At 48.1% G+C, this 21,385-nt stretch carries 19 protein-coding genes; 14 read left to right on the top strand and 5 right to left on the bottom strand.

Going from position 1 to position 21,385, the window contains the following annotated elements; translation table 11 throughout:
• Positions 1-61: 61 nt before the first annotated feature.
• Positions 62-436, top strand: coding sequence for a SirB2 family protein (locus ACJJJB_RS06245; protein WP_282950846.1), 375 nt, complete (start codon positions 62-64; stop codon positions 434-436).
• 132 nt (positions 437-568) lie between these two features.
• On the opposite strand, the gene ACJJJB_RS06240 is transcribed toward ACJJJB_RS06245, so the two are convergent.
• Positions 569-1,000, bottom strand: a complete 432-nt coding sequence (locus ACJJJB_RS06240) for a winged helix-turn-helix transcriptional regulator (RefSeq protein ID WP_020415065.1) — start codon at positions 998-1,000, stop codon at positions 569-571.
• Between the two features lie 666 nt (positions 1,001-1,666).
• Between ACJJJB_RS06240 and ACJJJB_RS06235 the strand changes: the two genes are divergently transcribed.
• The gene (locus ACJJJB_RS06235) at positions 1,667-2,047 is read left to right on the top strand and encodes a tautomerase family protein (protein ID WP_282950848.1); all 381 of its coding nucleotides are present in this window, start codon (positions 1,667-1,669) and stop codon (positions 2,045-2,047) included.
• Between the two features lie 82 nt (positions 2,048-2,129).
• On the top strand, positions 2,130-4,166 hold the full coding sequence (locus ACJJJB_RS06230; protein ID WP_445365914.1) for an acyl-CoA synthetase: 2,037 nt from the start codon (positions 2,130-2,132) through the stop codon (positions 4,164-4,166).
• Positions 4,167-4,369: 203 nt separating this feature from the next.
• Here ACJJJB_RS06230 and ACJJJB_RS06225 read toward each other — a convergent pair whose 3' ends face one another.
• Positions 4,370-5,842, bottom strand: a complete 1,473-nt coding sequence (locus ACJJJB_RS06225; RefSeq protein WP_020415061.1) for an alanine/glycine:cation symporter family protein — start codon at positions 5,840-5,842, stop codon at positions 4,370-4,372.
• A gap of 181 nt (positions 5,843-6,023) precedes the next feature.
• Positions 6,024-6,878: a beta-keto acid cleavage family enzyme gene (locus ACJJJB_RS06220; RefSeq protein ID WP_020415060.1), complete on the bottom strand. Its 855-nt coding sequence runs from the start codon at positions 6,876-6,878 to the stop codon at positions 6,024-6,026.
• A 286-nt stretch (positions 6,879-7,164) separates the two neighbouring features.
• Between ACJJJB_RS06220 and ACJJJB_RS06215 the strand changes: the two genes are divergently transcribed.
• From ACJJJB_RS06215 to ACJJJB_RS06185, 7 genes are all read left to right on the top strand, one after another.
• Positions 7,165-9,111 (top strand): S9 family peptidase, encoded by a 1,947-nt coding sequence (locus tag ACJJJB_RS06215; RefSeq protein WP_445365913.1) that lies wholly within the window; start codon positions 7,165-7,167, stop codon positions 9,109-9,111.
• Between the two features lie 38 nt (positions 9,112-9,149).
• A complete protein-coding gene (gene greB, locus ACJJJB_RS06210) occupies positions 9,150-9,650 on the top strand; it encodes a transcription elongation factor GreB (protein ID WP_020415058.1) in 501 nt (166 codons plus the stop codon).
• 963 nt (positions 9,651-10,613) lie between these two features.
• Positions 10,614-10,802: a carbon storage regulator CsrA gene (gene csrA / locus ACJJJB_RS06205; RefSeq protein WP_353375198.1), complete on the top strand. Its 189-nt coding sequence runs from the start codon at positions 10,614-10,616 to the stop codon at positions 10,800-10,802.
• A gap of 899 nt (positions 10,803-11,701) precedes the next feature.
• On the top strand, positions 11,702-11,968 hold the full coding sequence (locus ACJJJB_RS06200; protein ID WP_020415056.1) for a hypothetical protein: 267 nt from the start codon (positions 11,702-11,704) through the stop codon (positions 11,966-11,968).
• A gap of 543 nt (positions 11,969-12,511) precedes the next feature.
• Positions 12,512-14,089, top strand: a complete 1,578-nt coding sequence (locus ACJJJB_RS06195; protein WP_445365912.1) for a hypothetical protein — start codon at positions 12,512-12,514, stop codon at positions 14,087-14,089.
• Between the two features lie 13 nt (positions 14,090-14,102).
• Positions 14,103-14,483 (top strand): hypothetical protein, encoded by a 381-nt coding sequence (locus ACJJJB_RS06190; protein WP_020415053.1) that lies wholly within the window; start codon positions 14,103-14,105, stop codon positions 14,481-14,483.
• A gap of 8 nt (positions 14,484-14,491) precedes the next feature.
• Positions 14,492-15,871 carry a hypothetical protein gene (locus tag ACJJJB_RS06185; RefSeq protein ID WP_445365911.1) on the top strand — a complete coding sequence of 460 codons (1,380 nt, stop codon included), beginning with the start codon at positions 14,492-14,494 and terminating at the stop codon, positions 15,869-15,871.
• A gap of 24 nt (positions 15,872-15,895) precedes the next feature.
• Here the strand turns inward: ACJJJB_RS06185 and ACJJJB_RS06180 are convergent, their stop codons facing one another.
• A complete protein-coding gene (locus ACJJJB_RS06180; protein ID WP_020415051.1) occupies positions 15,896-16,291 on the bottom strand; it encodes a hypothetical protein in 396 nt (131 codons plus the stop codon).
• A 544-nt stretch (positions 16,292-16,835) separates the two neighbouring features.
• Between ACJJJB_RS06180 and ACJJJB_RS06175 the strand changes: the two genes are divergently transcribed.
• The 3 genes from ACJJJB_RS06175 to ACJJJB_RS06165 all read left to right on the top strand — a co-directional run bounded on the left by ACJJJB_RS06175 (position 16,836) and on the right by ACJJJB_RS06165 (position 19,963).
• The gene (locus tag ACJJJB_RS06175; RefSeq protein WP_445365910.1) at positions 16,836-18,554 is read left to right on the top strand and encodes a hypothetical protein; all 1,719 of its coding nucleotides are present in this window, start codon (positions 16,836-16,838) and stop codon (positions 18,552-18,554) included.
• Positions 18,555-18,782: 228 nt separating this feature from the next.
• Positions 18,783-19,220: a MarR family winged helix-turn-helix transcriptional regulator gene (locus ACJJJB_RS06170; protein ID WP_020415049.1), complete on the top strand. Its 438-nt coding sequence runs from the start codon at positions 18,783-18,785 to the stop codon at positions 19,218-19,220.
• Between the two features lie 14 nt (positions 19,221-19,234).
• Positions 19,235-19,963: a siderophore-interacting protein gene (locus ACJJJB_RS06165; protein ID WP_445365909.1), complete on the top strand. Its 729-nt coding sequence runs from the start codon at positions 19,235-19,237 to the stop codon at positions 19,961-19,963.
• A 378-nt stretch (positions 19,964-20,341) separates the two neighbouring features.
• Here ACJJJB_RS06165 and ACJJJB_RS06160 read toward each other — a convergent pair whose 3' ends face one another.
• Positions 20,342-20,884, bottom strand: coding sequence for a hypothetical protein (locus tag ACJJJB_RS06160; RefSeq protein WP_444901756.1), 543 nt, complete (start codon positions 20,882-20,884; stop codon positions 20,342-20,344).
• A gap of 236 nt (positions 20,885-21,120) precedes the next feature.
• On the opposite strand from ACJJJB_RS06160, the gene ACJJJB_RS06155 reads away from it, so the two are divergent.
• Positions 21,121-21,312, top strand: coding sequence for a hypothetical protein (locus ACJJJB_RS06155; protein ID WP_282950881.1), 192 nt, complete (start codon positions 21,121-21,123; stop codon positions 21,310-21,312).
• The last annotated feature ends 73 nt before the right edge of the window (positions 21,313-21,385 follow it).

The following is a 21,385-nucleotide window of genomic DNA, read 5'->3' as shown; positions in this document are numbered from 1 at the left end:
TGGCACGTTCCAATTTACAATTTCCGGACATTACCCTCGGGAAAATGAAGTAGCCTTATCGATGGTTAGTTATACCCTGATAAAACATACCCATGTTTTTGCCGCAGTTCTGAGTATCACTCTCTTTCTACTACGTACCAGCCTGGATCTCAGCAGAAATACTGCATGGCGGCAAACTCCATTGCGCTGGATACCCCATGTGAATGACACTGTTCTGCTAAGTGCAGCTATCGCGCTGGTAGTTATCGGCAGCTGGAATCCGGCCATTTACCATTGGCTTGCAGTGAAAATAGCCTTGGTATTTGGTTATATAATCGCCGGTTTTTTTGCTTTAAAGCAGTCTTCTACGCAGCGTACCCGTATTATTGCGATTGTTCTGGCAGTAGTGCAGGCCGCTTTAATTTTCTATTTGGCAATAAACAAGCCTTCCCTCTAAATAATCTTTCCTGCCGGGTACACGTCTCCCGGCAGATAGCAATCTTGTAACCCCATGCTATGCAGTAGAAGCAGTGACAATTATCAACCAGTTCAATCAGGTTACCCGCAACCGACCTGGCGAGAACAGCCCCTAGTACGTTAAGTCCAAGTCCAACAGGGAAACCGGCTCACCATCATTTCCAACCAAATCCACTGTCACAGGCTCCCCAGTCCTTTTATCAATGACACGGGCCCACCGTGTATCTGGCTTTTCAGACCAGCGGGCACTCCAGTCGATCAGAGAAACCAAAGTAGGAACCAGCGCAAAGCACTTCGGGGTTGCGTTATAGAGCATGCGGCGCGCTCCGGGTTTGATTGGGATCTTAACCAGAATGCCAGCTTCTTCCAGGGTATTTAATCTTTGGGTAAGAATATTTCTGGAAATTTGCAGGCTCTCCTGCAGTGAGTCAAACCGGTTCACCCCTCTCAGTACGTCGCGAACAATAAGCAGACTCCAGCGATCCCCAATTACAGAAAGCGCCTCTTCGATCGCACATTGAACAGCGGGTTTCTTCTCTCTCATAACAGTCCTGTAGTAGCCCAGGGCGCCATAGTCTCATAGGAAGTTTCATTACAAAACTCTCCCGAACCTCTCAATAGGCTCAGATATAACTAAAAGTTATTGCTTGATACGCTTTCACTATTAACAAATTAGTTGCATTTTAGAACTTATTGGCTCTTAATAAGTTCCATAATGCAACCTAATGGACAGATAATGCGATTCAAACCTATTGTTTTGTGCTCTTTTATCGAGGGGACCTTAACTAACCACGAAAAACAGAAGCTGGAGTTCACCATTAATCTGGCTTATCAGGATCATATGAACCCACGTGTAGCACCCAGGGTTGTATGGATGGAAGTGCCAGTTAATCAGGCATTTATGGAGGGTAAGCAATCGTCAGCGGCCACCTTTATGGCCCCCCTACCCGATGGAACTACCAATACTTTACGGCACTCATTTTTATACAGGCTGCTTGACCAGTGGTGTTCAGTAACAGGAAGAGATACATACGAGGTCGTCATTACAGCCCCGGACCATTCGCTCAGCAAAGAATTCCTAAGCACAAATCGCAAGCGCATGTCTCCGCTAAGGCAAATAGCATTTATTGGCAAGACACTAATACGCTTAGTGAAATCCAAAAGCGCCTCGGGGCAATTCAAAACACACATCAACTTATAGGAGATAAAAATGCCCCTATACACAATTTCCACTAAACGGCCACTATTGGACTCTGATCAACAGGCATTGGTATCCGCAATTACCGAAGCGCACTGCTCCATTACCGGCGCACCTGCACAATTCGTACAAGTTGTATTCAGCCGAGGCGTTCACCTGCGCTCAAGAAACATTGTCCATATCCTGGGTTCCATTCGCTCAGGCCGTAGCGATAAAATCAAGTCAGAGTTGGCCAGTGCCTTTGTTAACTCAGCTTCCCAGATTTTGTGCTGCCCCCGCTCTCGCTGCTCGGTAGACCTTGTTGATGTTCCCGCAAGCTGGGTTATCGAGGGAGGCGCTGTGATGCCGGAGCCCGGGCAAGAGCAAGAGTGGCTTGCCCGACAACTGGGCTAGGTCTGAGCTGACTTTCACACACCCCAGAATAATGAATAACACAATACTGCCAGGCGCTAGCCCGCAGACAGGGAGTCATACTATGTCCACCTCAACCTTGAAAGACATCGAGGCTCTGGAAGCCTACCTTGGAACAGACAAGCAACCAGAAGGCTATGATTTTACTCACCTTAAAGAGATCTCGGAAAAGTTTACTGGCAACACCTTTGATGCATTAATGGCATCCTGTGAACGCTACTCTCAGCAAACTGCAGTTTCTTTCTTTCTCACTGGGCATGATTATGAAAAACCGGTAAAAATCAGCTATCAAGTGCTGGCCGAGCGCATCATTCAAACAGCTAACTTATTTAGAAGTATTGGTATTGAAGAAACCGATACAGTAGCCTACATACTGCCAAACCTGCCCGAAACACACTATGTTTTATGGGGGGCAGAAGCATCTGCCAGAGTATTGGCAATCAATCCCTTGCTGGAAGCCAAACAGATAAAAGAGCTGTTGCAGCATAGCCAAGCAAAAGCAATTGTCACCCTGAGCCCTTTCCCCGGCACCGATCTTTTCGAAAAAATTGAGAGTATCTTGACCGACCTGCCGGGAGTTAAAAGCATTCTCCATGTAGATCCCGCCTATCACGCCCGCGGGTTTAAAGGTTTTGCAGCTAAAATTATACAATATCAATACCGCAGACAATTGCAGTCGCTGGAGGGAAAACAACGAATACAATTTCAAGCGGCCATAAAAAAACAGAATTCCAACCGTTTGAATTTCAAACGCAGTATTAATAGTGATGATATTGCCTCCCTTTTTTGTACCGGAGGTACAACAGGCTTACCCAAAATTGCAACACATACCCACGGTAATGAATTAGCCAACGCGAAAAGTATTAGCCTTGTCGCAGGCGATATTATGAATCCAGGAAAGGTGATTCTTTGCGGACTGCCGTTGTTTCATGTAAATGCAGCAATAGTGACTGGACTTGCAGCCTTTATCAATGGCTGTGAAGTTGTATTAATGACTCCCCAAGGCTACAGGGGAGAAGGTGTGTTTACCAATTTTTGGAGGATCATCGAGCTATATCGAGTGAATAGTTTTAGCGCTGTACCTACAGTTTATTCCGCCCTACTCCAACAGCCAGTAAATCAATGCGATATATCCTCTCTGCAGATGGCCCTGTGCGGTGCAGCCCCTATGCCCGTAGAAGTATTTAATGCTTTTGAGCGAATAACTGGTGTACAGATTGTCGAGGGGTATGGCTTAACGGAGGGCACCTGTGCCAGCAGCATCACTCCCCCATATGGAACCAAAAAGGTCGGTTCTATAGGGCTACGTTTACCGCAGCAAATGATGCAAAGTGCGCAGCTGGATGAACAAGGGAATTTCACCCGTTATAGCCGGACAAATGAAATCGGGAGCCTGATTATTTACGGTGACAATGTATTTAATGGGTATCTCAATCCTGAGCACAACAGGGGGATTTGGGTCCACGATGACCAGGGGCGCCGCTGGTTAAATACCGGAGACCTGGGCAGGCAGGATGAAGATGGGTACTTTTGGCTCACCGGCCGCAAGAAGGAATTAATTGTGCGCGGCGGGCATAATATTGAACCCAAGCTGATCGAAGAAATCCTTTGTCAGCACCCATCTGTTGCCATGGTGGCAGCGGTAGGTACTCCTGATGCTTATGCGGGAGAAATCCCCGTCGCCTATGTCATGTTATCCGATGATGCCGCCGATTCTCTCACAACCCAAGAGAATGAGATTGTAATGAATTCCTCTGCCCAAACCCTACTGGAAGAAATTACCAGTTACGCCAGGGAGAACATTACTGAACGCGCAGCTATTCCAAAGAAAATTGTACTGCGCACAGTGCTCCCCACTACAGCAGTTGGCAAAATATTCAAACCTGCACTAGAGATGGAAGAAATCCGCATATGTGTTGAGGGTATTATCAGGCAGCTCAACCAGGATACAGATATTGCCACTGCTGATACTGAGGTAAAAGTAGAGCAGGATAAAACACTTGGAACTATTGCCAGGGTCTCCACTCAGGGAAATTCAAATCTCCAGAACCATCTCTCTGAACAGCTCGCTCCATATACATTTAAATACGAAATTGTCTAACATCCCAATAAAATGGAGGGACTTTCAATAGATAGTCCCTCTTTCCATTCACTAAAATAGAATTTAGAAATATTGGAATAGGGTCTTGCTTATCCAGTAAGAACTATCAATGATATTGAGCAAAATTAATTACTTTATTTTTTTGTGGTTATTATCATTTCTACTGGACATAAATCTTTTACAGATGCTAATAATGTAAACTCTTATTTTCTATCCCATACCTCATGGTCAATCCCTTTAATATCATACTTGCTGGCATCAAAAACTGGCTCCTTAATTCCTCGATTTAATTGCTCTTCATAGTCCGCTAGAACTTTGAATGCAATGCCTGAAAGCAAAATAATAGCCAGGATATTTGTCGAAGCCATAAATCCCATTGACACATCAGCCATGCGCCAAAGCAAGGTAAAATTCTCGGCACTGCCGCTGAAGGAAACCCAGGCACCAAAAAGGATAAATATCAGGAAAACAATGCGATAACAGAATATAGAGGTGCGCGTGTGGTAAAGATAAAAAATATTGGTTTCACCATAATAGTAATTACCAATAATCGAAGTGAACGCAAAGAACAGCAGCGCAAAGGCAATAAATCCGCTTCCCCAGGAGCCCACCTCACTAGCTAACGAGTCCTGGGCCAGCTTTACTCCTTCAACATTCCCCACCATATAAACATCGGCAACCAGAATAATCGCCGCCGTACAGCTACAAATCACAATAGTATCCAGGAATACCGAAGCCATTTGCACATAACCCTGCACCAATGGATGCTTTACATCGGCGGCAGCACCAACATTTGGCGAAGACCCCAACCCGGCCTCATTGGCAAATAATCCGCGCTTAATACCATTGGAAACCACTGCCCCCAGTACACCTGCGCCAGCCTCAGTCAGTCCGAAAGCACTTTTCAAAATAGTGGCGAGTACTTTTGGTAACTCGGCAATATTGACGATCAAGATTGCCAGAGCCACCAACAGATAGGCGATCGCCATAAAGGGCACCACAATTCCCGCAAAGCTTGCGATAGAGCGTATACCACCAAACACAATAATCGCCGCAACCAAGGCCACCACAAACCCCACTAACAGCGGGTTAATTCCCCAGGCATCGTTGATTGCCTGGGCCATGGCATTTGACTGCACTGAGTTGAAAATAAAGCCGTAACACATCAACAGGAATATAGAAAAGGTGACTGATAACCACCTCCAGTTTGGCCCGAGCCCCTTTTCGATGTAGTACGCAGGCCCACCGCGGAACGTTCCCGGCTGCTCCCCTTTTTCCTTGTAAACCTGAGCAAGGGTATTTTCAACCATACTGGTCGCCATCCCCAGCCAGCCCACCATCCACATCCAGAATACGGCACCCGGCCCACCAGCAGTAATGGCAACCGCAACGCCCGCAAGGCTCCCGGTACCAATACGGGCCGCAGCACTGGTGGCAAATGCCTGAAAAGCAGAAATTGAACCGGGATGCTCTTTATGGATACCGCGCACCATAACCTTCACCATATGGCCAAAGTGCCTGAACTGGATAAAGCGGGTACGAATGGAAAAGTAGAGGCCGGCCGGCAATAAGGCCATGATCAAAATTCCCAACCACCAAATGCCGGCAACTCCCCCCCATAGAAACAGGTTGGCCCAGTCAATCACCCTGATTAATTGGTCCAGAAGCGCTTGCATCCACCACTCCCTTTGACGGCTTACTTTTTATTCACCCATGGTACCGGCGACACCCAGGCTGGTAATAAGACTAGCAGCCCCAAGGCAGATTGATTTTCAGCAGGAGTCAAAGGAATAAAGAGGAAGGGCCTGCCGCAGCATAAAATTCATCCGCCACGGCATCACCATAAATAGGAAGGTCTTAACAGAAAATTTCCCGCGCTCGCTCTGGAGATACCACTTTACGGCCACGCTCCTCCGCAATAACAGCCAGCGCCTCAATCAGCTGGCCATTACCGCTAGTACGCTCCCCTCCAGGCAGGTAAAAGGTATCTTCCACCCCTGAGCGCAGGTTCCCGCCCAGCTCCGCTGTTTTGCGATGCACGGGCCAGATTTCCTCACGCCCGATCACCGTACTCTGCCACAGGCTATTTGGCTTCATATATTTCGGCATAAGCTCCAGCAGTTCCGGGTCTGCGGGCATTCCCGAAGCCACCCCCATCACCAGATTGTAATTGGGCTTATCCACCATACCTACATCTGCATACATGCCCACCGAGCGCACGATACCGAGATCAAAACACTCAAACTCTGGCCGGGTACCTGTCTCACGGCAAACTTCCAGTAGCTCCTCCACCTTGTCTACCGGGTTATCAAAAACCATGGGCGGCCAGGCCCAGGTGCCATTAGAGCGCGCCTTCAGATAATTCAGGCTGCCAGCATTACAGGCAGCAATTTCCGGTTTGCCGGCGCGTACACACTCCAATGGGCCTCGCTGGTCCCTGCCTATAGTGCCAGTGGAAAAATTTAAAATAACACCGGGACACTTTTCGCGAATCGCATCGGCTATTTCCAATGCCACTTGCGGGTCCCAGCTGGGCAGGTGCCCCTTACCCGGCTCCTGGGCACGAAAATGTACATGCATAACCGAAGCACCGGCATCAAAGGCTTCCCGCGCAGAGATTGCCATTTCCTTTGGGGTAACCGGAACCGGGTGCTGCTGGGGGTTGGTGAGCACCCCTGTCAGGGCGCAAGTAATTACAACTTCATCAGACATCGCAGGCTCTCCTGAATTATCTTTATTTGGGCCGCGGTCAACCTGGCAAGTCGAAGGATCTATTCAAAATCCATTGATTGCCTTTCTCGAAGTATCTGCACCGTCACCAGGTACAAGATCTTCAAGGCAGTATCCCTAAAAGTCAGTTGATCATTGTTATTGATCACACCAAGCGCTTGCTTGGTTATTGCAGCCTATCACAGGCATCTGCCCTTAGAAAGGCACCTTGTGCCCTCTTTACAGGGCCGGCAGAATGCAAGAAACCAAATAAGGAAATAACTAACCAATGAGCGAGGTCCCCATGACAATTACCGCCCCCTATGGCAGCTGGAAATCTGCAATCAGCGCTGAACTTCTTGTAGAGGGCAGTGTGCGCCTAGGGGAAGCCACTCTGGTAGATGGGCGCTATTACTGGCTGGAGTCGCGACCATTAGAGAAAGGCCGCAATGTCCTGGTGCAATACTGCCCAAAAGATGGCCGCAAGGACCTCACTCCCGCCCCTGTGAGTGTGCGCTCCAAAGCCCACGAATACGGTGGCGGCAGCTACCTGGTGAGTAGGGATACGTTCTACTTTGTGTTAGCGGAAGACCAGCGTATCTACCGCATGAAACTCAACAGCACCCTGCCCGAAGCTATTACTCCAGAAAATAGCTCGCGCTACGCAGACTTAATTCTGGATAAAAAAAGAAACCGCCTGATCTGTATCGAGGAAGACGACAGCGGCCACGAGCAAGGCGCTGAGGCGTGTGCTCGTATCATTGCGATCGACCTGCAAAAACCACTGGATACAACTCCCGAAGTATTACAGGAAGGTGCTGATTTTTATTCAAACCCGGCCCTGAATGCCGACGGCAGCAAGCTGAGCTTCCTGCGCTGGCATCACCCCAACCTCCCCTGGGATGCCACCGAACTGTGCCTTGCCGACTTGAATACACAAGGGGAAGTTACCGAAGTCACGCAAGTGGCCGGCGGGCAGAACGAATCCATATTTCAACCACAATGGTCCCCACAGGGGGAGCTGGTTTATGTTTCTGACCGCAACAACTGGTGGAACCTGTACCAGCTGGGGCAAGAAACTCCCCTGTGGGAAAAAAATGCAGAATTCGCCACACCCCAATGGGTATTCGGCATGTCTACCTACGGTTTTATCAGCGAGGAAGAAATTCTGTGTACTTACACAGAGAATGGCCGCTGGTATCTGGCCACCCTGAATACCCGCACCGGTAAGCACCACACTATCGAACAGCCCTATTGCGATATTGAAAGCCTGCACTGTGAAGATGGAAAAGCCATTATGATTGCCGCTGGCACCGACAGTTTTCCAGCGGTTGTCACTTTTGACTCGGCTATGCGCACTTTAGAACCTATAGCTAGCAGTAACAGCCGTACCTTACCAACCAATCTCTTCTCCAACGCCCAGGCAATTACCTTTACGGTAAACGACCGCGACGTCCATGGCTTTTACTATCCTCCACACAACCCCAGCTACTCAGCCCCCGAAGGCGATAAGCCCCCACTGATTGTATTTAGCCATGGCGGCCCCACAGGTGCCACTTCAGCAGGCCTCAACTTAAAAGTGCAATATTGGACCAGCCGCGGCTTTGCCATTCTGGATGTAAATTATTCCGGCAGCACAGGGTATGGGCGTGAATATCGAGATCGCCTCACCGATAAATGGGGGATTTATGATGTCGAGGACGTCTGTGCAGGTGCCGAGTACCTGGTTGACCGAGGCCTGGCAGATCCTGAACGGCTGTTAATTAAAGGCGGCAGTGCTGGCGGTTATACAGTACTCGCCGCACTCACCTATCACGACACCTTTAAGGCCGGCGCCAGCCATTATGGCATCGGTGAATTGAGCAGCCTTGCCAAAGACACACACAAATTTGAATCCCGCTACCTGGATAAACTGGTGGGCCCCTGGCCATCTGCCGAGCATATTTATTATGAGCGCTCTCCCATCAATCATGTGGAGCAGCTGAGCTGCCCGGTAATCTTCTTTCAGGGTATGGAAGATAAGGTAGTACCGCCCAACCAGGCAGAAACCATGGTAAAAGCCCTCAAGGAGCGTGGCATTCCCGTTTCTTATATCACCTTCACCAATGAAGGACACGGATTCAGGAGTGGCGACAGCATCAAGATGGCACTTGAAGGCGAACTCGAGTTCTATAGTCGTATATTCAAGTTTCCGCTGGCAGAAGCCGGCCCAGGAATCACCATTGAAAACCTTTAGCAGCGCATCCCTACAGTTAAGAGGCATCCAGTAAACCTATGGGAAGATGGAGACCGCCGCGTCCGCGCGGCTCCCGCTATATCACCGCAGAGGGCGCGCAGCGAATGCGCGCCGAAGTAAAACACCTCTGGGAGGAAGAACGGCCCAGGGTCACCCAGGCTGTCAGTGACGCAGCCAAGTTAGGGGACCGCTCCGAAAACGCAGATTATATCTATGGCAAGAAACGACTGCGTGAAATCGACAGCCGCGTGCGCTTTCTCACTAAACGCCTGGAGGAAATCACCGTAGTAGATCGGGTACCAGAAGATAAAGAAAAAGTATTTTTTGGGGCCTGGGTGACGCTTGAGGATGAGGACGGTGAAGCTGTTAGCTATCGAATCGTCGGCCCAGATGAGTTTGATGTGAAAGCAGGCCTGATCTCAATGGACTCCCCAGTTGCACGCAGCCTACTGGGGCGAAAGCTCGACGATGAGATAGAAATTCGTCAAGGAGAAGAATGGCAGACTTACTATATCACTGAAATCCGTTACGAAGAGTAACGCTTCTACATATTTGTTGAGGAGGGAAAGTAAGTGCCACTGGCCACCTATCCCTTCCCTTTTATTCCTGCTCACTCACTGTCTATAAAAAAATACATCAAGCTCTATTTCAGTCCAAATTAAAAAATAAACCACCCTATTCCTGAATTTATAAACGGCCTTCTACTCCTCACACACCTGTCTACGCCGGGACACCCCCAAAAAGGCTAACCCCACCAGAAACAATAAACCCATAAAGTAAACCGGGGATAAGCCTACAATAAGCAGTTATCGGCCCGCCCTGAAGGCTCCACCTACTTCTCCATAACTTCTCCAAACACTTTTCCCTGAATTTTATCTCACCAATCAGTGAGCACCTGGAAAAGCGGAGGGATTATTCAATTTATAAGATGAGAACCGGTACGGAAAGCCACCTAAATCAATCAAGAATAAAATTATATCCAAGTGTAACCAGGCAAATATAGGCACGAAAATAATCTTATTGGATTTTATTAAGTTTGTTTTAGTGTCAAAGCTGCGTAGAATTGGTGGATATTTATCGGGATTTAGGCGCTTATTTAGCAAACCTCTGTGGGCAATAATCTAAAAAGCCTCAGAGAGTCAGAAGCCTTAAGATTTCCCTAGAAACCCCACCCTTCAAAGGAGAACGCTAGCGTGATGTAAGAGTAAGTAAAAGGCGCTGACCCAAGGTGCTGTAACACCAGGGGCCAGCTGACCAAATTGATAACGCAACTATCAAAATGGCTGAATGGATAATACGCTAGAAACCCACTCGTCTTCAATAAAGTGGAGAACATTCAGTAGCTTGGAGCGATTCCCCAGGCTCTGGGAGCGTTGCGCCCGCCTTTTCTTCTTCTACGCCTACCGTTCTCGTGCACCACCCCGCATTTCCTTCACACATTACTTTTAAGCCTTTCCACTGTGGAAAGCCTGCCTATGGTTTAAGTTCAATAGGAAATGACCATGTTAATTTTAACCCGCCGAATTGGCGAAAACATCAGAATTGGAACAAAAGTCTCGGTCACAGTATTTGAAGTAAAGGGTGATCAGGTAAAGGTAGGAGTGGATGCTCCCAAATCCATTTCCGTTCACCGCGAAGAAATTTATCTGCGGATCAAAAAGAAACGGATAGTGACAAATAGAAATCGCTGAGAATCAGATGGTCTATATGCAGTTTAAAAAAGTTTATCGCCCATTAGGGCGATACGGAGATCATATATACTGGTCTTTCGGGAGAGCATTGTAAGTCTCTGCTTTTACTTTCCATCAAACACTAGGTGCCTAGGATTTTTCTGAGAAATCCCTGCATAGAATTCAGTGTTTAAATCTTTCAGCACCAATAGTTGCCGCGACTAAAAAATTTATCCGAGATATTCATATTGGTAAAGTATCAGTTTTTCTCAAGAGATCATGCCCCTTCTGACCCGATGACAAGATCTAATTAAACCCCAACCAATTTCCGAAGAAGAAATCCTTGAAATACTATAACATCAGCATGGGCCAAAATTATTAGCACCTATCATGCGGTAGTTACTGATCTTTTAGAGTAAGGAATTCCCAAGATACGCAACAATTTTAATAACAACCTCTCTATTAACTATTACAGAACCTGCCAGCACTCTTAATAAAGAATATATTTTGGTCTATACAATTGCCAAAAAATACAATACAGCCCTTATGAAACTCACCAAAATATTAAACAGTGTTAGTATAATCACATGATCTCATAGCCTCACAGACAACCCTAAATCTACGCAACAATAAGAATCAGGCCGGCCTGAGGGTTATGAAAAATTAAAAGAAAAACTACTTTTATGGGCTGAAGGTTAATAGACACCCTGCTAAATAAAAAAATTCATTTAACCAGTTCACATTTGAAGCCAAATTATTGCTGCGTAGGCCTATAGTTGACCAGCAAGTCTCACTATCAAATATGCTATGATTGCCGACAGGTGAACAATACCGCGGGTATATCGATACCTTTATTGGCACCTCAATAAGCAACAATAAGACTATTTACAATTCAAATTTGTTTGGTGAGGAACTTTCTTTTGAGTAACCAAATCTCCCTTGCTGGTAAACCCAGCCAGAACAGTAAGTTACCTCAATGGATTAGCTGTCAAGACTGTCTTCCTACAGCGGAAAATGCCACAAATCGTGGGTTAGTCAGGGTAATTTGGAAAGTTGCCACAGAGTCAGAGGGCGCCACCCTTATTGCCTGGGAAGTAGGAATGGACCATTACGAAAATGCGCACCAGTACTTAGGTTGGATGCCGATTGAAACTATCGAAGAGAAGGTGCCTTCAGGTTCAAGCTAAAACAAGCTTATTAAAGTTTATACAAATAGTGCAATTGCCAAGCAAATATGTGTGGTTGTTTTTTATACTGGCTGGAAGAAAGATATCAGCCGACTTATTCTCAATTTACTCTCCAGGCGCCTGAGTTGTTGTTTTTTAATCTTTAACTATTGCTTTACCGTTGTGGTCAAACCAATTAAGCAGAGTGCCGATACTCTGCTTATGTCAACTGATGGTACAGAGGCCGGAGCAGTCAAAGCGCTTTTAGATCGCAATAAATTACTTCTGTATTCGGCATCTCTATTAACGCCTGCCTAATAAAATGGTTAATCAAAGCCCCCTCAAAAAGCTAGAACGGCAATAGTTCATCAGAGGCGCAAAAACAGATCTTTAGCAAGGTTAATTATCAGCAAGTAATAGCTAGGCGATTGTTCGCCTTGATTTAAAAGCGCTCAAAAGAAAACTATTCAAGCGATGAACGCTTGAGGCAGAAACCTTACGATTAACTATTATTACTTCTCCTGACTGAGAAACTAACCCCGTTTGTGACGTAAGGAGACCTGGATGCCACAGCCCAATGTGCACCCCAGCAAGACTTATTTATCCCTACTAAGATCTCAGTTTAATTTACTGCCAGCTTACAAGGTTCCAAATCCCGCTCTCCAAAGATTATTTCGGGAAGCAATAGCTGTTCAAAAAACACTTCTTACTTTCTCTTGGAACCAGCTTGAGCAGCAGGCTCGCCTATGCCTGGGGCTTGGATATGCAGAGTTTCGCAATTTACAAAGCCGCGCAGATAATGCTTCCGAACTAAATCAAATCGATCATCGAATGGGTCTGGAGTTCCTATACGTATTACGAGGTATTGCTATCAGTGAAAGCAGGGACCAATTTGCGACCAACCTTGAAGATGGCCTTCAACAAATGGATATCGATAGCCGCCTGGATAGACTCTTGGCAAAAGCCGAAGAAATGGTGGGCTCGGAAGTCCCCAACAGTATTGTGGAGCGATTGCGTACAAGGTTGGCCGACATAGGAATAAGGGCCGATATTCAGGCATCAATGGAAGGCCTGGCGAGTGGAGACACGGAAAATATCAGCCTCCTGAACGCCTACCTGCCCAATACAGATAAACCCCTGAACCCAGGCCTGGAAAGTGGTGCCGATGCGGTAATTATGTGCCTGTGTCGCGGCCTGTTGGCTTTAGTGCATGCGCAATTTAATAACGCTGTGTCGACAGGAGGGCATAAACCTGGGTTCTCAACGGATGACATAGGCGAAGTTAAAGCCATCATCAGGGAATTTACAGATTTTATAGAGGGGTGGCAAAAGCAGATTTACAGCGCAGTATTGATAGGCAACCCGGAAAATATCACAAACATTTCCTTGTTATTCGCAGGGGAAATAGAACGGAACTTGCCCGCACTCATAGGAGCGCAGGCGGCTATGCATAACGTCATCCAAGAACTCTTGGGGAGAGGTAGCGGCGGCTTGGCTGAGCGGGTTGGGGATATCGCCGTTGATGCCCACTTTCTTACTCGCAAGGCCATTGCCAGCCATGTGGCCTGCTACAGACTTGCCGCGAGTACGAGCGGTTTGGAAATACCAAAAGATATTAAGGAACTGCAGAAGGGTATTGCCTCAATGTCGTTTAGTACCGCACTTCCCAATGGTAAGAATGTGGAGCTGGCCAAACTCAGTAACCACTTGGACGGAGAGTTTATTGAAGTTCGTGGTTTCGTAAAAAATGTCACCTCTCCTCCTCAGGAAGGCGGCATGCTATTAAGCCACATTAAGTTGCATGACCCCTCCAGCGATGCCGAGGCAAATGCCGTGGTGCGCTTCTCTCACTTACCGCATGCCGGCGTTACCAAAGGGGCCTTTTGTAGGCTCAGCGGCATATTCAGAAAAAGCTCAAGCCTGTTAAGCGGAAGACCTGGTGTAGAGGTAGACGCTCTCGCACTTGCCGATATTGGCGAAAGCAGCTTTGACATCGCATTTATGAGGCTGGCAAGCCGTTGGTTCCAGCCATGGCGGAGCCATGCAAATCTCTATTGGTCCCTTGGAGTCCAACACCCTGATAGTAGCGATGAATCTTCCCAGGGCGCTGCAGAGCTGCTCTTTACCCCTCTGATACGTTAACAGGAGAAGCACCATGCCACCGGATGACGGCTGCTTGTCGGAACAGGAAAGTGTTGAAATCAAATTGCTGGAATTAGAGGTACTACTGGCGATGGCGCAGTTGGCAAAGGCCGAGTGGCACGCCGCCAAAGAGTCTGTGCGCGCTGAATGTCTCGAGACGGCCATTCCCAGCCTTCCCAACCTGCATCAAAAAGATGAGATGGATATGCCTATCGAGCCAATGGATCATGCCGTGGCCGAGTGTATCGAAACTCACCCCGATGTTTTTGCCGCGTGGGATATCTTTGAGCAGGTTGCGCTCGAACTCGAAGTGGAACTGGAAGACATGCATGGACTGCTTGATGAGTGGAAATCCTGCTCACATGCGCTCCATGGGGGAGCACCGCTCAGGTAGTTGCCTCAATGCACTTTATTGCCAACTTACGCCGTCAAACTTTGGATGCCTTCGCCAGTCATCTCATTTCGGCCGATGGCTACTTGCTATCAGCCCATCGTATTACAAACCCAAACCTGCGTCTGGCTGTTGAGGTGCGCAACAGGGGCCTGCCACTCTTTGCCGATAACGGCACAAAGCAGTTAATCGATTCTGTCATTGCGAAGTTCTCTGAAAAAGCCAGGGAAATCACCCGCGAGGTCAAAACTCTACGCCGAAAGCTCGGTCATCTCCCCCGCGGTCGCGAGGTCCCGCCAAGCCTACGCAAAAAAGCCGATGCACTGGCAGAATCCGTACTTGCCGACTGCACTGGACGATCCGAGTCTATCGATACCCTCCAGCTGATCGAACGTCAGCTGCTGATGAATCCCACCGACCTTATCGCCCAGGAAGACTTCGCCAGCACCTGCCTGGTGGCCTTGGACCTGGAACGGGAGATCACAGGCTGGACAGTGGAGCGCATTGCCTCACGCAACCGTCGCAGCTTAAGGCTTTGGCAAAAAGTAGCGGAAAACCCGCTCTGCCAGGGGCTTGCGATATATGCGGTACTGAGTGCGATGGACTACAACACGGCCCGCGACGCCGGACAACTCGCCGCAGAAGCTGGAGTAACATCCGCAGCTATGGGGCTCGCGGGTATTTGCGGTGACCTAAATGCAACGGATTTTTACGTTAGTGGTACAGCATCCTTCAAATTGGCCCGTCCGGTCCCACGGCGTTACGTGCGCCTGGCACAAGTACTTAAAGGCATTGCAGATGGCTACCAAGACCGCAACACGCGCCTGCAAAGATTTCACTGCCTGGGCCTTGGCGCTCCATCTTTGCTGCCCATTGCCGCAGCAGCCCTGCCTACAGAAACGATAGTTACCGCCGACGCCACCAGCCCTATCCATGCCGCCGCTAAAGACCGCGTACTTTATGACCCGGAGAGCTTCGGTGATCGGGCAAGCACTAAAGAGATAGTTGAACGTATTTTGGAAGGCGGTACCTGGCCGTTTCTCAGCCCTTTTACAAAATCTTTTAAGCAAAAATTTGGACACGACCCGGATACGGCCCGGCACTGGTGGAATACACTTGGAAACCCAGGTATCTCTTCAAAGACCCTGCGCCAAACCAGCGACCTGACCATATCCCTACCGCTATTTTGTGAGGCAGACCAGAGTATTCGCCCAGTCGCCAGGGATACCTGGATCGCACACAATCACTGGGTTCTAGGAGAACTCACCAAGGGCAGCAGTGGGCCACAGAGGCGTGATTTTGCCCATCAGATTATTGATCACTGGATTAATGGACCCTCTACGACAACCAGTCGCGGCCTTGGCGCAGCTAAAAGAATACTTGTCAATTAAGCCCAGCAACCAGATATAGCGGCTTTATGATTGAGCCCATTTTATTGTGAGCGCTGTAACAACTCCCCATATCCAGTTAAAAAACAATACAAAAACCGGGGTAAGTGCACCCAATTCAAGCCCAGCCATACCTTTTCCAGCCATCACCGGAAAAACCACAAAAAGCTGGAACGCAGTGGGGAGCAAGCTCAGGATGCTGCCTTTTAACAACAACTTCGATGACAAGAAGGGAAGAATAAAAAAAAGCCCCCAAATACCCCCCCAAACTACCCTGGGATAGAGCCATTCAGCGGATAAAGATGGGGTAATAGACACACCAAGAGATGGGGTTATTCCAAAGTCCCCAAACAGCCATACCACAACACTATTGGCTACTGCGCCCAAACAACCAGCCGCAAAGAAGATTAGTAATTTTTTCATTTTTTATTCTCGAATGCATGAAAGCGAACATCGCTATTTGTAAAAACATTCTTCTCAAAATAGCAAATTTTTAATCCCCCAGGCTTTGCCACCTTATAAACCTGAGTACTTCTCACCAAGTGCTAAATCGGTTGGCACAGCAATTACAAACTAAACTGGCGCCAATAAGAAGTGATTATTAAACTAATCATTCCCTTCCCGAAGCTGTTCATCTCAGACCTAAACTGACAATTAAAACAGTAGCGAATAAAAGGTTACTCATTATCTTACCTGAGAAAACAAATTTATCTTGGATACCACTTTGTACCAATTAGCAGCTAAAAAAATTCATCTGCATGACATAAAAAATAAATAATTAAGACGACCAAAAAACTGACCACGAAAATTTTTAAAAAGTGAGAACCAAGAGCCTAAGTGGTCGAAATCGCAACCCAAGCCGACAGAAAATACCTATCGTTTAGTCCAATAAATTCCTGTAATACATAAGTGGTACATTTATGGTGTTTAACGCCAAAAATCAAAATCTAAATAGGAACAAGTACTGATGAAAGTACCAGTAGTAGGAATGCTGTACCCAATTTTATTCGGATTGGCGATACATTCTGCAAGTGCGCAGTCTTTTGATGAGAGCGCCTATCAAAATAGGCAACTGCAATATATTGAAGAGGGGGTTTCTTCCACCAATGATACCGCTGTAGTCCTGCAGGCATACACTGGCGATGAGCTCAACTGGGAGGCACTGAACAAAAACCTGGATGTCTTGCGCAATGGTGGACAAAAAAATTCAGATTTCACCCTCACCAGGCTGATCCGCATTCTGTTTTTCCGCCCGGAAATTAAAGACGAACTATTTGCCGCCCTGGATGGATACCATTTCTGGTTTAAGGAAGGCGGCACTGGGGATCATGTCTTTGCCTCTGAAAACCACATGATCATGTACACCTCTGCCCAGTACCTTTTGCAGGAAAAGTACGGTGCCTTTGCAGATGACAGAACTTATAAGCGCCTAAAGCGCTACCTGGAAGTCAAAAACCAGTACGGTTTCTACGAGTTTTACTCCCCGGTCTATTACCCCTACACCTTATCCGCGCTACTTAACCTCGTCGATTTCTCTGAAGATGCAGAAATCCGCGCACTGGCCACAGGAGCTGCGCAACGCTTGCTACAGGACATCTTGCTGGTCACTAACGACCAGGGCATCCTTTTTTCAGCCGCAGGCCGCAGTAACGATGGCTATCGCAGAAACGGTTCCGGCGGCAACATCAACCGCATCATCTACCTGTTAACGGGCCTGGGCAAAGAGTCAGTAAGAACACCAAGCCCCGCAGGTGTAATGCTGGCTACCTCTGGCCTGGAGATCACCGATGAGGTCTTTGAGTATTTCGGTAAAAACCTGAATATGAATTACTCGGTAGGCCACTCTCTCGGCGATGCCAGAAACAGTCTCTATGCCGACTTCCCCCGCGAAGAACGTGTGCCCTTCTACTGGAGCCAGGGAGCCTACTTCCACCCCGACGTAGCCGCTGATACCGCTTGGTTCGCCAGTAGATATCAGCTTGAAGGGTATGAAGGGCTAAAGGCCTTTGACCAATTCCTGGGTCTTTCAGAAGCGGCTGCCCCCGCTGCCGCTAAGGCCGGAGCTGTATTCAGCCGCAGCTCGGTGCTCTCCGGTGCCAACTTCTCTATGTATAAAAATGGTGGTGTGATGATGCACTCCATTCAGAACTACTGGGGTGGTCGTCAGGGCTACCAGCAGACCCCCTGGATCGCCACCACCGGCACCCAATCAGTCTGGGCGAAGGTTGGCGATGGCAATAGCACCATGCAAAACGACCACCTGCCCAAGATTAAGCAGGTGAACAATGTTGCCGTAATACAATACAATCCCTACCCGGAAATTGAGCTGTTCCACTCTGGCGGCTCCAACGTAGCCCTGCAGTGGCCGGAAGGGTTTGAAGAGGAAAAGCGCAGCGGCAACTGGAAGTTCGGCAAGGAAGACGACGGCTATATCGCTGTGCGTTATCCTTGTGGCAATGGTGACTCCAATACCGTTACCTGCGACTGGAACGAACAAACCTGGGTAGTGATCATGGGTAGCCAGGAGCGCTACGGCAGCTTTGAAGCCTTTAGTCAAAAGGTGATTAATGAAGTCAGCTACGATGCCGACTGGGAATGGCACGGCTCCTTCTGGAAAGGCACATTGAAATATGTGTACGACTCAGACGTAAAGTTTGATGGAACCGATATCAGCTTAACCTGGTAAACGCGATTCCTACTGTTACTGGGGAGGGGCTCCCCCTCCCCTTTATCCGATTTTAAGTTTGCAAATATTACTCCCTAAGGCTCGGGCTTGCTGCGAACTTCACCCCCTAATTTTGCCTTCTACGGAAAATCCTCTCTCGACTCTAACGCGATGCCATTCAGATTAGTTGACACTATCAACCATTTAAAATAAAGTTGACAAAGTCAATCAATCTAATGCGGTATCACTGTGAGCTACCCAGCCAATGAAATCCTGCACCAGCTGATCCACGCCTACAAAAGACAGCTGCGAGCCCGTATTCAGGAGCAAGAAATTGACCTCCCGGTAAATCATATTCGCGTGCTCAAGGGAATAGGCAAATATCCGCAGAGTACCGCGCGGTCAATCGCTCTGCGAATGAATCAGGACAAGGCCCAAATTACACGGGTACTCAATGAGTTGGTTCATTCCGCACTCATCAATAAAACTGATAACCCCGATGATCGCCGTAGTCAATTCCTTACCCCCACAGCAGCAGGAAAAAAGATTCTTGAAAAAGTGAATAACCTGGAAACAGAAGTTATCGCTGCAATGACCCACAACCTGAGCGAAAAAGAACTAAAAACTTTTGCCCATATCGCCAGCGTTATGATCGAGAACCTGACCGAACACTCTACTTCAGATTAAGGAGCCTAAATACTATGGCTGAAAAACGTACACGAGAGCTGGTCGTTTTGCGCTCCACAAAAATCTCAAAACATATGTTACGTATCACTCTGGGCGGCGATGGGTTTGAATCCTTTCCCAGTGACCAGGAAAGTGCCTATGTAAAACTGGTTTTCCCTAAGGGCGAAGGTAAACGCCCGCTAATGAGAAGCTATACCATCAGGCACCAACGGCAGACAGAAATCGATATCGACTTCGCTTTGCATGAAAATCAAGGACCGGCCTCAAATTGGGCGGCCAATGCACAACCTGGAGACTGTATTCAGATAGGAGGACCAGGCCCTAAGAAGCTGGTTAACCATGAGGCCGACTGGTTTCTGCTTGTCGGAGATATGACCGCCCTACCCGCTATCAGCGTTAACCTGGCCCAATTACCTGATGAGGCCAGTGGATATGCGGTGATAGAGGTCCAAAGCGAATCTGATATTCAGCTACTCAAACACCCAAAAAACCTGCAACTGCACTGGGTGGTAAATCCCCTCCCCACCGGAGAGATGCTCCTGCCTAAAATTCAGGCACTGCCTTGGCCCCAAGGTCAAGCCGCCGTCTGGGCCGCTTGCGAATTTAATAGCATGCGTCAGTTACGGAAATTCTTTAAGCAGGAAAAAGAAATCCCCAAAACCCATATTTATATCTCCAGCTATTGGAAACTTGGGGACTCCGATGAAGGCCATAAACTCGCAAAAAAACTGGATAACGAGTAGATCTAAGAGTGAAATTAGTGGGCTTGTTTCTTACTAAAAAAGCAGAGTGAAAGAACAGGAAGCGTTTAAAACATGAATACCGATTACGAGCGCACAGGGATGTATTCACAGCGTGCCCCGGGTCCAACGTTTTCTTTCTCCGATCCACTAGTAACAAATCCATTTTCAGGTAAGAAATGGGGTTAGTAGGTTTTTAAGGCCTCAAGAGCAGCGGGGAGTAACACCCCACTGTTGAAGCCTTACTGGGCACTGGCACCAATTATTTGAGCGCCAAAATAGTTTGGCCGCATTTCACAATGGCTTTGCATTTTTTCCACCTCGGTGACAGTGGCTCTCAATTTGCATAAGACAAGCCACTCTATCGATGATATCTATTTATCACGGTCTATCCATCCGATACCAGTAATTCGCGATAAAGCCCCGCTTATCTACTTGCAGCGCCTGTCGGGTAATTTCTGGAACGCTATTCTCACAGTGCCATTCATAGATAGTCACCCGGCCAGTTACAACTGCCGGTATAGATTTAGATGCAGGGTTGCTCTTACAGTAAGCAGTAATCGCTTCACTCGGCTCCTTCGAAGTATTCGCCTTTTCCTTGCAGGGAAGATTGGCACCGATAAAACACGCATAGACTCCGCCATCCATACAACGCCAAAAGGTGCCCCCCGCAACCCAATCCCTTGGGGCGCCCGCAGAAATACCAGCCGCCAGGTAAATACCCGTTAATACCATCTGCGGTTTTGCGGGGCCTATATAGGGTTCTTCCGGGTTGTCCGCGTTGACCACAACTCGACAATAAGCCACCGGATCATTAAAGGCCCCAAGATACTTTCCTTTATTTTGCTCCGTCTCAGCCAGGCTCATACTCCCACAGAGCCAAAGAGCCACGCTCGCCAAGATACTTGTAATATGCCGAATCATATTTAACCCCTTCCCCCTGCTAGCAAGCCGCCGCCAAGCTCAATTACAGTTTTACCATTTCCTACGCAACCACTGCTCTGGCGCCAGTAGTAGCTCAAAAGTCCTTTAACGCACAGGGCTTTTTATAGATTAGCCATCCCAGCCCAACCATTCGGAAGGCTCACTACAGAAGATCAAAAAACAACCAGAAAATCAGACTGTGATCATTACGTATTAACCAGCTATCGCACCCTCTGTTGAAGCTGCTTTTACTTCAAAGCGCCCAGAGTATAAATGCCCTTGACGCCACCCGACCGCTCAATCAACATCGCCACAGCCAGGGCGAGCAGCCCCCAAATAACCCGGCTGCCCGGATGCCAGAGATCTGCGCTGGATTGGCTCTCACTATCCTGATTGCCAAGCAGTTGCAGCGCCTACCACGCGTATAATGGGCGCCACCGCGCAGAGGCCGAGAAACAATACCAGCAGCAACGCCCGCGACAACACCCGTAGCAATGCCAG

The sequence above is a fragment of the Microbulbifer variabilis genome, assembly GCF_052468405.1.
The sequence above is the reverse complement of the archived record's forward strand: the minus strand, read 5'-3'. Positions and strand labels throughout refer to the sequence as shown.

What these genes read in the sequence shown, in the direction of transcription:
- ACJJJB_RS06240 (WP_020415065.1), bottom strand. Translation starts at nt 1,000, where the DNA reads ATGAGAGAGAAGAAACCCGCTGTTCAATGTGCGATCGAAGAGGCGCTT.
- ACJJJB_RS06245 (WP_282950846.1), top strand. Translation starts at nt 62, where the DNA reads ATGGTTAGTTATACCCTGATAAAACATACCCATGTTTTTGCCGCAGTT.
- ACJJJB_RS06165 (WP_445365909.1), top strand. Translation starts at nt 19,235, where the DNA reads ATGGCTGAAAAACGTACACGAGAGCTGGTCGTTTTGCGCTCCACAAAA.
- ACJJJB_RS06235 (WP_282950848.1), top strand. Translation starts at nt 1,667, where the DNA reads ATGCCCCTATACACAATTTCCACTAAACGGCCACTATTGGACTCTGAT.
- ACJJJB_RS06225 (WP_020415061.1), bottom strand. Translation starts at nt 5,842, where the DNA reads ATGCAAGCGCTTCTGGACCAATTAATCAGGGTGATTGACTGGGCCAAC.
- ACJJJB_RS06185 (WP_445365911.1), top strand. Translation starts at nt 14,492, where the DNA reads ATGCACTTTATTGCCAACTTACGCCGTCAAACTTTGGATGCCTTCGCC.
- ACJJJB_RS06180 (WP_020415051.1), bottom strand. Translation starts at nt 16,291, where the DNA reads ATGAAAAAATTACTAATCTTCTTTGCGGCTGGTTGTTTGGGCGCAGTA.
- ACJJJB_RS06175 (WP_445365910.1), top strand. Translation starts at nt 16,836, where the DNA reads ATGAAAGTACCAGTAGTAGGAATGCTGTACCCAATTTTATTCGGATTG.
- csrA (WP_353375198.1), top strand. Translation starts at nt 10,614, where the DNA reads ATGTTAATTTTAACCCGCCGAATTGGCGAAAACATCAGAATTGGAACA.
- greB (WP_020415058.1), top strand. Translation starts at nt 9,150, where the DNA reads ATGGGAAGATGGAGACCGCCGCGTCCGCGCGGCTCCCGCTATATCACC.
- ACJJJB_RS06195 (WP_445365912.1), top strand. Translation starts at nt 12,512, where the DNA reads ATGCCACAGCCCAATGTGCACCCCAGCAAGACTTATTTATCCCTACTA.
- ACJJJB_RS06215 (WP_445365913.1), top strand. Translation starts at nt 7,165, where the DNA reads ATGAGCGAGGTCCCCATGACAATTACCGCCCCCTATGGCAGCTGGAAA.
- ACJJJB_RS06190 (WP_020415053.1), top strand. Translation starts at nt 14,103, where the DNA reads ATGCCACCGGATGACGGCTGCTTGTCGGAACAGGAAAGTGTTGAAATC.
- ACJJJB_RS06160 (WP_444901756.1), bottom strand. Translation starts at nt 20,884, where the DNA reads ATGATTCGGCATATTACAAGTATCTTGGCGAGCGTGGCTCTTTGGCTC.
- ACJJJB_RS06230 (WP_445365914.1), top strand. Translation starts at nt 2,130, where the DNA reads ATGTCCACCTCAACCTTGAAAGACATCGAGGCTCTGGAAGCCTACCTT.
- ACJJJB_RS06220 (WP_020415060.1), bottom strand. Translation starts at nt 6,878, where the DNA reads ATGTCTGATGAAGTTGTAATTACTTGCGCCCTGACAGGGGTGCTCACC.